This is a genomic window from Streptomyces similanensis, from assembly GCF_039543625.1.
Taxonomy (GTDB): domain Bacteria; phylum Actinomycetota; class Actinomycetes; order Streptomycetales; family Streptomycetaceae; genus Streptomyces; species Streptomyces similanensis.
Map to the genome: position 1 here is coordinate 1 of NZ_BAABKC010000066.1, position 13024 is coordinate 13024.

The window sequence follows — 13024 nt, forward strand, 5'->3', positions numbered from 1 at the left end:
CCGGCTGATCGACACGCTCGCCGCGGGCGGCCACCGCGCCTTGAACGCGATCCGCAGCGCGCGGTCCCACGTGCGTCAGCGTGTATGGAAGCTGGCCCAGCAGAGCGCGCCGGATGCGACCGGGACGGTGACCGTGGACCTGGACGGCGTCCTGGTGATCTCGCACTCCGACAAGGAAGACACGGCTGCGACCTGGAAGAAGACCTTTGGCCACCACCCGCTGATGGGCTTCGTCGACCACGGGACGGGCGGGTCCGGCGAGCCGGTGGCCGCTCTGCTCAGGCCCGGGAACGCAGGCAGCAACACCGCCGCCGATCACATCACCGCCACCCAACTGGCCCTGACTCAGCTGCCCCAGTCCTATCGGCGCGGGCGCCGGACGCTGATCCGCACCGACTCCGCGGGCGCCACCCACGAGTTCGTGGCCTGGCTCGCGAAACGCGGCCGGTGGCTGTCGTACTCGGTCGGCATGACCATCACCGACGCAATCCACCAGACCGTACTCAAGGTGCCGCCCGCGGCATGGACGCCAGCCGTCGAGCCGGACGGAGAGATCCGCGACGGGGCCTGGGCCGCCGAACTCACCGGCGGCATGCTCGACGGGTGGCCGAGGGGCATGCGGCTGATCGTTCGAAAGGAACGGCCGCACCCCGGTGCCCAGCTGAGGATCACAGACGCCGACGGCATGCGGATCACGTGCTTCGCCACCAACACCACCAGCCGGCCCATCGCCGAACTCGAACTCCGCCACCGCCTGCGGGCACGGGCCGAGGACCGCATCCGAGCCGCCCGCGCGACCGGCCTGCGGAACCTGCCCCTGCACGACACCGCGCAGAACAGGGTCTGGCTGGAGATCGTCCAGATCGCACTCGACCTGTTGGCCTGGATGCCGATGCTTGCCCTGAGCGGCCAGACCCGCCTCTGGGAGCCCCGCCGCCTGCGGCTCCGCCTGTTCAGCTCGGCCGGCCAGTTCGTCACCACCGGCCGCCGCCAGATCCTCCGCCTCGCCCGCCACTGGCCATGGACCCATGCCGTCACCAGCGCACTCGAACGGCTCGAACAACTGCCCAACCCGGTCTGAGCAGTAGCTTTCCCGTCCCTGCAAACAGCACCATCGTCTCCGGAACAGTGGAACCCGGCGCTCACCCGACACGACAGTCGGGCTACTGCCCTGCCCACCAGCAGCTACGGAACGCGAAACGGTCTGCCGACTCCGTCGGCAGACCGTCACGAAAGATCGAGGCTAGAAGGACAACAGGGAAGGATGTAGGCCGTTAAGGCAACTGATCGACAATCAAGCCGTGTTCACTTACGCGGAATTGGTGCCTCTCGCCGGTTCGCACCCACGTACCGTCCACCCGGGTCATGTCCAGCCGGAGGACAGACTTGAGGGCAGCCATGTCGCACCAGACACTGTTTGCATCGCCTGCCACGCCGTCGACGAGTCGCTGCGGTACTGGGATCAGGTAGGGAACAAGCTGGCCCGGCTTCGGTCTGCGCTTGGAATCGCGCGCAAGCTTCTCCCCGAGGACCCCGTCCTCCAAGAGAGACCCCGGATACAGGCACACCACATGCACCATCTCCTCGCCGAGCACGGAAGGAAGCAGTCCGGGCTCCATACCGGGGTGGTCGCGGCTCAGCAGGCCGAGGTCGCCATCAAGCTCCCGCGGCCCCGGCACCTGCAGCCACCCCGCTGTACCGGTGGCTCTTCGTTCTCGGACTGTCCGCCGGTTGTCAAGCTGCTGAAGCTCACGCGCCGCAGCCTCCTCCAGCCTGTCGACGAGTTCGTCGGCGTACACCTCGTCCAACAGCAGGGGCACTTCCTCAGGCATGGAAATCGTCCTGCCGGCCCCCAGGACTATGTCAGTACGCCGCACCAGGGCAACGTCGTCCAGTTCGGACCTGTTGTCCGCTCGGAGCACCACGAGCCGCGGCTGGTCACCCGCGCTCTGTGCCGCACGGGCCAGCAGGCTGGCGAGCGGTGCCGGGCCCGATACGACGAGATCGAAGTGCAGACCCCTGACGTGTTGCAGCATCGGCGTCGTCACCAGCACGCAAGGGCCGCTGACGACGCCGTCGGGAGAGAAGGTGCTCCGGCAGGCCGCGAGACGCTGCCATCGGTCCTTGTTGCGCATCTGTTCATGGACCAGGGTCACATCGATGCCGGGCAGGTCATGCGAGAGCTGATGGAACGTACGGATGGCTTCCGCAGGCGTCGACCGGTAGACGACAGCCCGTCCCTTGCCGGCCCCGGCCAAGGGGGCAAGCGCCGCCTGAATCCCGTCGTACGGCCCACCATCAACGACCTCGACGCTGAGCGTTGCAGCATCAACGGTCCCTGCGGGCTGCCGGGGCAGGTGCCCCCTTCCGGACTGAGCATCCACGAACGACCACGCCGGCAGCCGGCGAGGCTGCACCGTCGTCTCCTTGCCGCCTCCAGCGCCACGGCGATAGGCCGCCAGCATCGCGTCCACCGACTTGTCCGCAGACATCGCGGCCAGGACGACAGGAATCTGCAGCGCAGCGGCCCACTCCAGAAACCGGAGCATCAGCTTCTGCCCCCAGGCACCGCGGGCATGGGCCTCGTCCACCACGACGACCTTGCCGGAGAAGGCAAAGAGCCGCATCACGTTGAACTTCACCGGCATGACCGCCTGGAGAAGTTCGTCCACCGTCCCCGTGCCCAGCGCAGCCAGGAGCGCCCGGTGATGGGAATTGAGCCAGCTGTTCGCTGCCAGAACCCACTCCTCACCAGGCTCCGCACTCACGTCACCTGCCGCGTGGGCATGCACCCACTGCTGCGCGGCTTCCGCCGGCTTCAACCGCGACGAACTGTGCAGCAGGAGCGAGCGCCAGGGGCCCGTCAAAGCCTGCTCAGCAAAAGCATGCAGCTGCGCCATGTGACTGTCGGCCGCTGAACCGGTCGGCAGCGCATAGAACAGACCGCGCGCGTCCACCGCATGCCCGAGGACCGCCGCCGCACGAAGAGCCGCCTGCGTGCGCTCCTCCGACGCCGGAGCCGTCACCACCACCAAGCCCGGCCCGTGAGCGGACACCAGATCAGGCAACTGGGCTCCCACACTGGCCACAAGACTGGTCTCACCCGCGCACTGAACCGGCTCTGGCCGGACGAACCCCGTCCCGACCAGATCGCTCTGCTCCACCAGACGCAGAGCCGCTGCCCGGGCAACCTGCCAGTAGCCGTCCAAGTCCTCCCGCGTGCCGGTCCATCCCTCCTCCCTGAGCCTGGCTCGAATCTCTTCGTCGATGCTGGCCAGCCAGTCCGACAGGGTCACCAACCCCGTCAAGACGACAGCCGCTCCCGGCGTCATCCGCCCCTGCGGGACCGATGCCGCCCCCGTCACTCTGCGCACCTCATCGAAGTGAACCCGCCGCTGCTCCTCCCACCTGCCCGTGCCCAGACCGGGGTGACGGGCGGCAGGGCACCGATAATCCTTGGCGTAGACGACCGGGTGGTAGCGACCGCCGTGCCCACCGAGCATCTGGGCCACCGCGTGACTGAGCTGGGACTGCGGACGCCGCCTCGACGACGGATAGCCGATCTCCTCAAAGACCCCCGCCAGCCACCAGTGCGCCGCCGCCTCATGCGACTGTCTGTCCTGCGCGGCACCAGCCGCGAACCCGTACCCGTCCTCACCGCCCATCTCCTGCGCCAGCAGCTGCCCGTCCGCGTACTTCGGGCCGTTGCGGTGCAGCTGGAACGGCACACTGATCTTCCCGATGTCGTGCAGTCCCGCCCAGAACGCCGCGAGCGCCCGCGCCTCCCCGTCCGGAACCTGCAGCGCCCCGGCCACCATGCTCCGCTGGCGCGAGGTCAGCAACTCATCCCAGACGACCTCCGCGACAGCTGCCGTATCCAGCAGATGACAGATCAAAGGATGCGTACGGTGAGCCCCGGCGGCGTTTTTGCCCAGCCCGGCAGCCTTGCCCCACAGGCGGGAGTCCAGGGACATGGGCTGTTCCTCGTCACGGATCCAGTGAAAGTGCACCTCAAAAGGGCCGCGGCAGAAACACCCGGCCGCAGCCCCCGTTCATCCTGCTTCATCTCGTTGAGGGCCGGCGGGGGGTAAATGCGTCAAGCACCGCCCCACGAACGGGTTTCCGCCGTAGAGTACATACCGCTGCACGCCTCCCTGGGAGGTGCGCGGAACCGCATTGACTCCCCAAGGCGGGGGCTACGCCGAGCAGAACGCACGACCCTCTCGAGGGATGTGGCGCAACCTCGGCCCAGTCTGCGCTCTGGAGATACAGTGTCCCGGTTCCTGCATAAGTTCGTCCTGCGCCGCGAGGTACTCCTCGAGACCTCACGCGTAGTGGTCAGCGCGGTGATCCGCGCCCTGATCAGCGAACTCGTCAGCTGGCTCATCTGAGCCAACGGTGACGGACCCCAAGGGGTCCGTCACCCCTTGTTTGCAGACGATCCGGCGCAGGCTGAACACATTCCGGGGACACCCCTGCAGGACGAGATACCTGGCTACAAGCGGATGCCGCCGCCCCCACGCGAGCAGAAGCAACCCCGCCACCGCAAGGCCCCCCACCGACGCAGCGGCGCTCCGATCGCGGACGTGAGGGTGGCCAAGACGGGCATGTCGGGTCCTCCCCGCCAACGCGGGGGTGTTCCGGTGGTGGCGATTCCGGAAGTTCACGTCCTCACGCCCTCCCCGCCGACTCAGGGTGCTCCAGGTCGAGGCGGTCGCCGTCCGGTCCTCCCCGCCCACACGGGGTGTTCCGGTGCGGCGCTGCTCGGCGTGCACGACGAGGGCGCCCGCCCCGCCGACGCGGGGATGTTCCGACGCCCGGCCACAAGGACAACCGGCCATGGCGGTCCTCCCCGCCGTCGCGGGGGTGCTCCGTACAGGTACACCTCGGCCTTGATGACCGTGGCGTCCTCCCCGCCGACGCAGGGGTCTTCCGATCATCGCGCGATGCCAACGCGGTTCCAGACGTCGTCCCCGCCGACGCGGTGTGCTCCGATCAGACAGGATGGTGCCCAGTGACCGACGCTGCCCCTCTCCGCCGACGCGAAGGTGCTTCGACGAGGAGGATCTCCCCGCGGTACCGGTCGCCGTCGTCTCCGCCGACGTGGAGGTGCTCCGTTGTGAATCTCGTCGACGAAGAGGTAGTCGATGTCGTGTGCGCCGACGTGGAGGTGCTCCGTGGGCGACCCACACACGCAGCTCACGGCCAGCGCTGTCCCCGCCGACGCGGGGGTGCTCCGATGCTCGCAGACTCCGGAGTCGGCGGCCCGGTGTCCTCCCCGCCGACGCGGGGGTGCTCCGCTATGGAGGCGGCTGCCCGACTGGTGGGGCTCGTCGTCCCCGCCGACGCGGGGGTGCTCCGTCAGCTACGAGACGATCGGCCCGATGTCGGTGGTCCTCCCCGCCGACGCGGGGGTGCTCCGTTCCACGCCGAGGTGGACGGCCGCTGGACGCTGTCCTCCCCGCCGACGCGGGGGTGCTCCGCCGGTCCCTGCCGGTCCCTTGGCCTCGGTCTCGTCCTCCCCGCCGACGCGGGGGTGCTCCGTTGGTTGCTGCGTTCGGCCTGGACGTCAGCGCGTCCTCCCCGCCAACGCGGGGGTGCTCCGGTGCTGGGGGTAAAGGTGCAGGGCGGGAGACGGTCCTCCCCGCCGACGCGGGGGTGCTCCGGTCTTGGCGGTGCGGAAGATCCACCACGTCGCGTCCTCCCTGCCGACGCGGGGGTGCTCCGACGGTGGTGACCAGGAGGACCAGGGCCAGGACGTCCTCCCCGCCGACGCGGGGGTGCTCCGGTGGGTGCGGACGGTCCGGCGGGTCACGCCGAGTCCTCCCCGCCGACGCGGGGGTGCTCCGCCGCAGTAAAGAGGGGTACGGGGATGAAGATCGTCCTCCCCGCCGACGCGGGGGTGCTCCGCGACGTGAACTCACCGGACGGTAGGGCCTCGAGTCCTCCCCGCCGACGCGGGGGTGCTCCGTTCGCGTAGGTGCACAGGGTCAGGGCGACGAGGTCCTCCCCGCCGACGCGGGGGTGCTCCGGTGACGCTGTGGGTCGCGGCGCGGGTCTTCATGTCCTCCCCGCCGACGCGGGGGTGCTCCGTGGTTCGTCTTCTGGGTCCGCTGCGTCTTTCCGTCCTCCCCGCCGACGCGGGGGTGCTCCGACTCACCCGATGAGCTATGCCGAGGCCCGGACGTGCCCTCCCCGCCGACGCGGGGGTGCTCCGCGGGCTCGCTCGTCTCTAGCAGCTTTTCTAGAGTCCTCCCCGCCGACGCGGGGGTACTCCGGTGGCGGCCGCCCTTCAGGTCCCGCCGTCCGGGTCCTCCCCGCCGACGCGGGGGTGCTCCGGCATACGCCTGGTACGCGGTGCCGGGCGTGACGTCCTCCCCGCCGATGCGGGAGTTAGCCCCGCACCCCTGCCTGACTACAGGCTCAGGCGCGCGTTGGAGACTGGCCCGCCCGGCGGTGCGCCGAGTATCCGGCCGATGCTGCCGCTGGCGGGCACTGTCGGTGGCCAGCCCGCTGCCTCAGGTTCTCCATTCGTGCCGGCGAGCGAGCGCGACCGCGACCCGGAGAACGGGGTCCTCATCACGGGGCCGACCACGAGCAGGGCAGGACCCGGACCATGGGTCCGACCATGCCAGGTCAACACCCTGGACGGACCGGGCGCACCCGCCTCACTGATGCGCTGCATGAGTGAGGCGGCTGCCGGACCGGGCGGCCGCCTCACTCTGAGCTTCTCCTGCCCATGATGACCGCGATGTCGGCGCCGTGGACCTGGCGGGCGGTGCCGTTGAGGATCTGCAGGTCGAGTGTGCCCACGGCGGAGCCGGAGAAGCCGTTGCGGCGGTGTTTGCACTGGATCACCCAGCGCCTCCCGTAGGAGTCGGTGGGGGACGGAGGGGCGCTACGCGTGGCCGGGCGGTTAACCGAGCCAGACGATGTCGAGGACGTACAAGCGTCCGGCCGGGCGGTTGATCCAGTACACTACGGTGAGCTGGCCGACCGAGGCGGAGCGGACGTCCTCGCCTTCGGGGTCCCTGCTGTCGAAGGCTGCGAACGACCACGGGTCGTGGCCGGCGATGTCCAGCACGTCGCGGACCATTTCCTTTGCGTGCTCGGGCAGTTCCTGCACCACGGCCAGAGCGCCCGGTGACAGGCGCGCGGGCCATGGCTTGTCGGTCACCGGCGCCGGCCGAGGACGTCGGTCAGGTCGACGCCGTCGGAGTCGTCCATGCCGGAGGCGACGAACGCGTCCACGGCCGGCGCGGCGGCCAGGCGGGCCTGCCAGGCGCGCACCACGTCATGCAGGGGGGCGAGGTTGTAGCTGTGCCGCGCATCCTCCAGGGCGCGTGCCCAGTCCTGCTCGAAGGCCGGCCCCCAGACGGCGGCGCGGCGGCCGGCGCGGATCTGCGCGAGCAGCTGCGCGGCGGCGGCCGGGGCGAGCACCGCTAAGGGCGCGACGGGTGCGTGATCGGGCTGAGCGCTCATGGCGGGGTCCTCCTGGCGGGTCCTGTCCGTCACCGTACGCGGGAGGCGTGGCAAGGGACAGACGGTCGGTCAATCAGGCCGCGAAGCCCACGTTGGTGACGTACTCGTACTGCCCCACTGCGAGCCGAGGTCAACGATCTGGTCCACCCACGCGTCGTCCAGGTCCCGTTCGTCGCCGGCCGCCCACGCCTGGACGAGCCGGTCCCAGTGCCGGATGTTCATCGTGCGGTAGTCGACGACGCGTTGGCGGGGCCGGTCGACCTGGGACTGGTTAAGCGGGTGGATCTCGATGCGGGTGCCGCGGCCGGCGCGGTTGAGGCGGGCGGTCAGGTAGCGGGCGACGTTCTCCCGCCGCACCGCCCGGTAGGCGCGTTCGATGCGGGCGAGGTTGGCGCGCGAGGGCGAACGGCGGCCCTCCAGCCAGGCCTTGAGGGTGCGGTCGGTGACGGTCAGGCCGGCATCGCGGGCCCGGTCGCGGGAGCGGTCGCTGCGGGTGAGGTAGTGCAGGCGGGCGAGCAGGCCGCGCCGGGCGGTGATCGGGGTGGCGACGTAGCCGGCCAGGTCGTCCAGGCGGCGGGCGACGGCTTCGTGGCCCTTGATGCCCTGGGCGCCGTACAGGCCGAACTCAATGTTCCGCTCGGGCATGGTCTCCATCTCCGGTCCTCGGTCGATGGATTTGTATGGGCGTGTGCGGGGCGATCACCGGATCCGGCGGGGCGAGTGGGGATGACCAACCGCCACCCGCGGGGACGTCTCAGGCCGCATCGGCTCACGGCATCCTCGCCGATCCCTGACCCGCCTACGTGGCGCGCGCTCCGTTGACGGGAACATGTCGATCCGCATGCAGTGATCACGTGAAGATCCACTAGATGACATCCACTCTCTTCTCGCTTTCACGCATGATCGTTACCTGTCTCTCACAAAAGCTGACGAGACGAGGATCTTGTATGGGGGGAAACCATGCTGAACCGTCGGCACATCGTCTCCGTGGGCGCGGCTTGCGCCATGGCACTGGGAGTGATCGGGGGATCCCAGGCGTATGCGGGCGATCAGACGGGTGCGCTGCAGCAGGAGATCAACGAGGTGCTGGCGAACACGCAGGGCGGCGTGCAGATCAGTCCGAATGAGATCGCCTGGGACAACGGGAATGTGATCATGTCGTTCCCGGAGCCGGGGGAGACGGACGCTCCGGCGTCGAGTCCGGCGGCTGCGAAGCTGGAGGCCAAGGTGTCGGCCCCGGCGGGTGCTTCTTCTGCGGACATCGCTGAAGCTGCTGACGCGATCGTCGCGGACTCGGCCACCGATGACGCGGCGGACGAGGGCAGCGGCGACGATCCCAGCGGCATTGTCTCGGGGGCCGGGTCGGACTCCTCGTGCCCCACGGTGGTCTTCGGGAACGACTGGTACTGCTTCTACCAGTACACCAACTATGGCGGTCGGCGTCTGTCGTTCAGCGCGGCCTACAGCACCGCGAACGCGATCATGTTCGACTCGTACGACTTCGAGAACAGGACGTCGTCCTGGTCGAACAAGGGCGGCAAGACGATCTATGTCGCCGGTCGTACCGTCGCCAACAACAACTACTCCTGCAATCACTGGGTCAACGGCAAGAGCGGCCTTCTGTGGAAGGAGGGCGACCACTCTCACTCTCCGAGCCTGGGCTCGCTGGACAACCAGGCAGACTGCTTCTGGACGTCCTGATCCCCGCAGGCGGGCATGAAGGGCCGGGCCTGGGCGCAGTGCGCGTCCGGGCCCGGCCCTTTTGTTCACGGGAGGCGTTCGGCGGTCAGGAAGGTGGTGTACTGCAGGACGGAGTAGGGCCGGACGTTGAGCTTGCCGGCGTTCTCCTGCAGTTGTTCTTCGTAGGCGCGGAGTTCTCCGGTTGCCGGGTCGAAGACGAGGGTGCGTTTGTTGGGGAGCCCGCCGAACCGGTCGGTGAGGGAGAACGCCTGCCCGCTACGGCCTGCCCGGTCCTTCACCGTTCCCGCGTAGACGACGCCTTTCGTCGAGGCCAGGACGCGCAGCAGAGCTGCTCGTTGCGCGGGAGAGAGCACATGGTCCTGGAATCTCTCCGGCACCACCTCGAACAGGAGGCCTGCACCCATGTTCTGTCCGTTGGCCAGCCACTTCCGCATTCCCTCGACGGTCGCGGGAGGTTCGGAGGCGCTGACTGCGATGGGGCCGCTGTCGCCCTGCGACTGCTGCGGCTCCTCGCCGAGTGCCCCCGCCTTCTTCCACACCTCACGCTGACGATCGCTCTGGAAGACAGGCGGGAGGGTCTTCACCTTCCACCGGGCCGCGCCATCAGGCGTCTCCCATGTCTCACGGCGTTCAGGGATGATCGCTGAGGTGACCTGGATGTTGTCGACCCGGGTGTAGAAGGCCCAGGAGTCCCATACGAAGTGCTCGGTCTTCCACGAAGCGGGCCGCGGGTCGGGCTGCTTGTCGATTCGGCTGGCGAGCGCTTCCAGCACCTCGGCGGCAGGCCGGCCCCTATCCGGCTTCTGCGGATGCAGCGGTGGCGGTGTGACGGCGAAGGCAGGCTGCGCGGCCGTGCCGAACGGGTCGAGGGTGACATACGCCAAGGCGGCCGCCGTTACCGTTGCGACACCCGCGATCCACGTCCACTTGCTACGTCCACGGCGCGCACGGGCCGGACCGACGGCGCGCGAGGTGGCGAGGATGCTCTCGAGCTTGGTCTGGTCGGCCGGCTCGCCGGCCGGGGCCGGGTTCATCGAGCGCAGGGTCTGGTCGAGGTCACGCATCGGCTCCCCCTAGGAGTCCCGAAGTCCGGTGGGTGGATCTGGTGCCGGCGGCCACGAGATGCTGGCGCAGGCGGGTGCGGGCGCGGTGCAGGCGTACATGGAAGGCCGCCGTGGTGCAGCCGAGGACCTTCGCGGCCTGCCGGGCCGGCAGCTCCTCCCACAGGACCAGGCGCAGCACTTCCCTGTCCTGCTCACTCAGGGCGCTGAAGGCCTCGGCGACCGCCAGATTCCCGGCCACGCCATCGGCCGGGTCGTCGACGCGATGATCGCTGTGCCGCAGCACCGCCTCGGACAGGTTCAGCCGCCGCTGCTCAGCCCGACGCGCGTTGGCCAGCGATCGCCGCGCCGTCGCGTACAGCCACGGCAACGCGGCTCTGGGCGGTATGTCCCCCAGCCGCCGCCACGCGGTCAAAAACACCTCGGCCACGACATCGTCAACTCCGTGCCTGCTGTCCAGACGACGGCGTACATACGCGTCCACGGCCGGGTGATGCTCTTGGTACAGCGCGGTGAAGCGCTGCTCATCTGATGACTTCACATCCCCTCCAGCCGCGTATGTGTCCGGCAGCGAGCAATCCTTACAGGCGTTCAGAAAAAAATCCGTGGGGCCGCACCCCAGCCTGACCACGGGCTCAAGCGCGCGTGGGAGGCTGAGTAGGTGTCTTTGAAGGCCCATGGTCCTGATGTTTGGTGATGTGCTCCGCCCGCGTTCGCCGCCTGCTTGAATGCGAGCGTGATCGAACTAGCGATTGGTGTGGTCGCTGCAGCCCTCGTTGGATGGCTGATGCGCCGGAAGCGGCAGCAGAGGTCGACCGCGATAGCCGCCGGGGAACCGGCAGGGGTGCCTTGCATGCTCAAGTGGTCTGCTCAGGGCTCTCGCTGGAGGGCGGGACGTCTGCTGATCGGTCCTGGTCCCCTCGCCTGGAAGCCTTCCTTTGGTAAGCAGGAGGCCGTTCTGCCGGCCGATCTGCGTCAGGCCGGGGTGCGTTCGCCCTCACTGCGCGAGGCGGTTGCCTTCAACCCGGGATCCCGGATCGTGGAATGCGGGTCGTCCGACGGCGAGGTCCTGATCGCGGTCATGCCGGAGGAGCTGGACCACGTGATCAAGGCTTTGGAGAGCGCGTAGTCACATGCTCATGCCGTCGACTGAGGAGCAGTTCAGCCGGCGGGCCGGTTTTTCTTCGTCCAGCTGTCGGTGCGCGGGCCCTTCCGGGCCAGGCGCCGGGTCATGAGGGTGATGAAGGCCCAGTTCAGGTGGGCTTCTGAGTGCTGGGGCAGACGTTCGTAGTCCCGGCAGTTGCGGCGGGCGTTCATGATCCAGCCGATCGACCGTTCGACCTTCCAGCGCCGGGGCAGCACGACGAACCCCTTCGCGCCCTTGGGGCCGAGGACGGGCCGCAGGGTCAACCACAGATGGTCCGCAGTCCAGGCGGGCAGCAGGTCACGGGAGGGGGCCTGACCCCGGAAGTTGGACACGGGGTTATGCGGCTTGCGTCAGCGTAGTTGATGTTCGGTCGAGCGCGCGTTCGTAGGTGATGGGGCTGCGGTGTCCCAGGCGGCTGTGGCGGCGGACGGTGTTGTAGCGGTGCAGCCAACGGAAGAGTTCGAGGCGGGCTTCGCGCTCGCTTGACCAGCTCTTTCGGTTCTGGAGGGTCTCGCGTTTCATGGTCGCGTTCCAGCTCTCCGCCGCGGCGTTGTCCGCGCTGGAGCCGACGGCGTGACTGCCGGACGCCGGCGCGTCGGCAGGCATCGGCGAAGGCCCGGCTGGTGTATTGGGCCCCGTGGTCGGTGTGCATGATCGCTGCCGCGAGGCTGCCGCGGGTCCGCTCGGCGGCGGCCAGGGTGTCGACGACCAGCTCCGCGCGCATATGGTCGGCGATCGCCCAGCCCGCCAGCCGCCGGGACGCAAGGTCGATCACGGTTGCGAGATAGCAGAACTTCCCGCCCCCGACCGGCAGATAGGTGATGTCCCCGACGTACTTGGTGTTCACCTCGGTGGCGGTGAAGTCCCGGCCGATCAGGTCAGAGGCCTTCGCCGCGGCCGGGTCCGCGACGGTGGTCCGGTGCTTCCTGCGCAGCCGGAACCTGGCGATGCCGGCGGTCTTCATCAGCCGGGCGACCTTCTTGTGGTTCACCGGCTCGCCGCCGCTCTCGCGGAACTCGGTGGTGACCCTGGGGACGCCGTAGGTGCCGTCCGAGGCGGCGTGGACGGCGGCGATCTTGGTGGTCAGCTTCTCGTCGGCCGCCTGCCGGGCGGCCCTGGCCAGCGCGGTGGCCTGCCAGTAATAGAAACTCGATCGGGCGATCCCGAGGACCCGGCACAGCCGCTTCACGCCGTGTTCGGCGCGCAGGTCGGCGACACACTGGAAGCGGTTCACCAGCGCGTCGCCCCGGCGAAATACTTCGCCGCCTTCTGCAGGATGTCGCGCTCTTCTTCCAGCTCACGCACCCGCCTGCGCAGGGCGACGAGCTCGGCCTCCATCCCCTCGGCCGCCACCTGCGCGGCCGGGCGCGGCGCGGTGTGGCCGCCCGTGCGCCGGCTGTCGGCCGCGCGTATCCAGTTCCGCAGTGTCTCGGTGTTCACGCCCAGGTCCGCGGCGACCGACTTGATCGTCGCCCCGGGCCGGGACCGGTACAACGCGACCGCGTCCGCCTTGAACTCGACCGGGTAGTGCTTCATCGCCATCAGTACAGGACTCCAGTCCTCAGATCCTCAAGATCCAAGTGTCTCTGGTGTCCAAGATCCAGGGTCAGGCTCCGCCGCGTCCATGCCCCAA

General features: G+C 69.0%; 10 protein-coding genes, 2 pseudogenes and 1 CRISPR repeat array. Of the genes and pseudogenes, 3 read left to right on the plus strand and 9 right to left on the minus strand.

Annotated elements, in window-relative coordinates; genetic code table 11:
- The coding region (locus ABEB07_RS22370; protein ID WP_345669974.1) for an IS1380 family transposase at positions 1–1081 on the plus strand (1081 nt) is incomplete at its 5' end.
- Between the two features lie 193 nt (positions 1082–1274).
- Here ABEB07_RS22370 and ABEB07_RS22375 read toward each other — a convergent pair.
- The 5 genes and pseudogenes from ABEB07_RS22375 to ABEB07_RS22395 all read right to left on the minus strand — a co-directional run bounded on the left by ABEB07_RS22375 (position 1275) and on the right by ABEB07_RS22395 (position 8127).
- A complete protein-coding gene (locus tag ABEB07_RS22375) occupies positions 1275–3974 on the minus strand; it encodes a CRISPR-associated endonuclease Cas3'' (protein WP_345669975.1) in 2700 nt (899 codons plus the stop codon).
- A gap of 1236 nt (positions 3975–5210) precedes the next feature.
- Positions 5211–6339: direct repeats of the CRISPR family, unit length 29 nt; unit sequence GTCCTCCCCGCCGACGCGGGGGTGCTCCG.
- Between the two features lie 378 nt (positions 6340–6717).
- Positions 6718–6858: a hypothetical protein gene (locus ABEB07_RS22380; protein WP_425589055.1), complete on the minus strand. Its 141-nt coding sequence runs from the start codon at positions 6856–6858 to the stop codon at positions 6718–6720.
- Positions 6859–6916: 58 nt separating this feature from the next.
- Positions 6917–7177 (minus strand): hypothetical protein, encoded by a 261-nt coding sequence (locus ABEB07_RS22385; RefSeq protein WP_345669976.1) that lies wholly within the window; start codon positions 7175–7177, stop codon positions 6917–6919.
- Positions 7174–7482, minus strand: coding sequence for a DUF6247 family protein (locus ABEB07_RS22390; protein ID WP_345669977.1), 309 nt, complete (start codon positions 7480–7482; stop codon positions 7174–7176). Before ABEB07_RS22390 ends, ABEB07_RS22385 begins: the two co-directional genes overlap by 4 nt.
- Positions 7483–7555: 73 nt before the next feature.
- Positions 7556–8127 (minus strand): annotated as a pseudogene (locus ABEB07_RS22395) (transcriptional regulator).
- 315 nt (positions 8128–8442) lie between these two features.
- Between ABEB07_RS22395 and ABEB07_RS22400 the strand changes: the two are divergent.
- A complete protein-coding gene (locus ABEB07_RS22400; protein ID WP_345669978.1) occupies positions 8443–9183 on the plus strand; it encodes a peptidase inhibitor family I36 protein in 741 nt (246 codons plus the stop codon).
- A 65-nt stretch (positions 9184–9248) separates the two neighbouring features.
- On the opposite strand, the gene ABEB07_RS22405 is transcribed toward ABEB07_RS22400, so the two are convergent.
- Both ABEB07_RS22405 and ABEB07_RS22410 read right to left on the minus strand, forming a co-directional pair.
- Positions 9249–10247 carry a CU044_5270 family protein gene (locus ABEB07_RS22405; protein ID WP_345669979.1) on the minus strand — a complete coding sequence of 333 codons (999 nt, stop codon included), beginning with the start codon at positions 10245–10247 and terminating at the stop codon, positions 9249–9251.
- Complete coding sequence (locus tag ABEB07_RS22410; RefSeq protein WP_425589056.1) at positions 10240–10923, minus strand: RNA polymerase sigma factor; 684 nt, start codon at positions 10921–10923, stop codon at positions 10240–10242. Before ABEB07_RS22410 ends, ABEB07_RS22405 begins: the two co-directional genes overlap by 8 nt.
- A 174-nt stretch (positions 10924–11097) precedes the next feature.
- On the opposite strand from ABEB07_RS22410, the gene ABEB07_RS22415 reads away from it, so the two are divergent.
- The gene (locus tag ABEB07_RS22415; RefSeq protein WP_345669980.1) at positions 11098–11373 is read left to right on the plus strand and encodes an AbrB/MazE/SpoVT family DNA-binding domain-containing protein; all 276 of its coding nucleotides are present in this window, start codon (positions 11098–11100) and stop codon (positions 11371–11373) included.
- A gap of 32 nt (positions 11374–11405) precedes the next feature.
- Here the strand turns inward: ABEB07_RS22415 and ABEB07_RS22420 are convergent, their stop codons facing one another.
- Together ABEB07_RS22420 and ABEB07_RS22425 are read right to left on the minus strand one after the other, a co-directional pair.
- Positions 11406–11654 (minus strand): hypothetical protein, encoded by a 249-nt coding sequence (locus ABEB07_RS22420; protein ID WP_425589057.1) that lies wholly within the window; start codon positions 11652–11654, stop codon positions 11406–11408.
- Between the two features lie 73 nt (positions 11655–11727).
- A pseudogene (locus tag ABEB07_RS22425) lies at positions 11728–12933 on the minus strand (IS3 family transposase).
- Between the last annotated feature and the right edge of the window lie 91 nt (positions 12934–13024).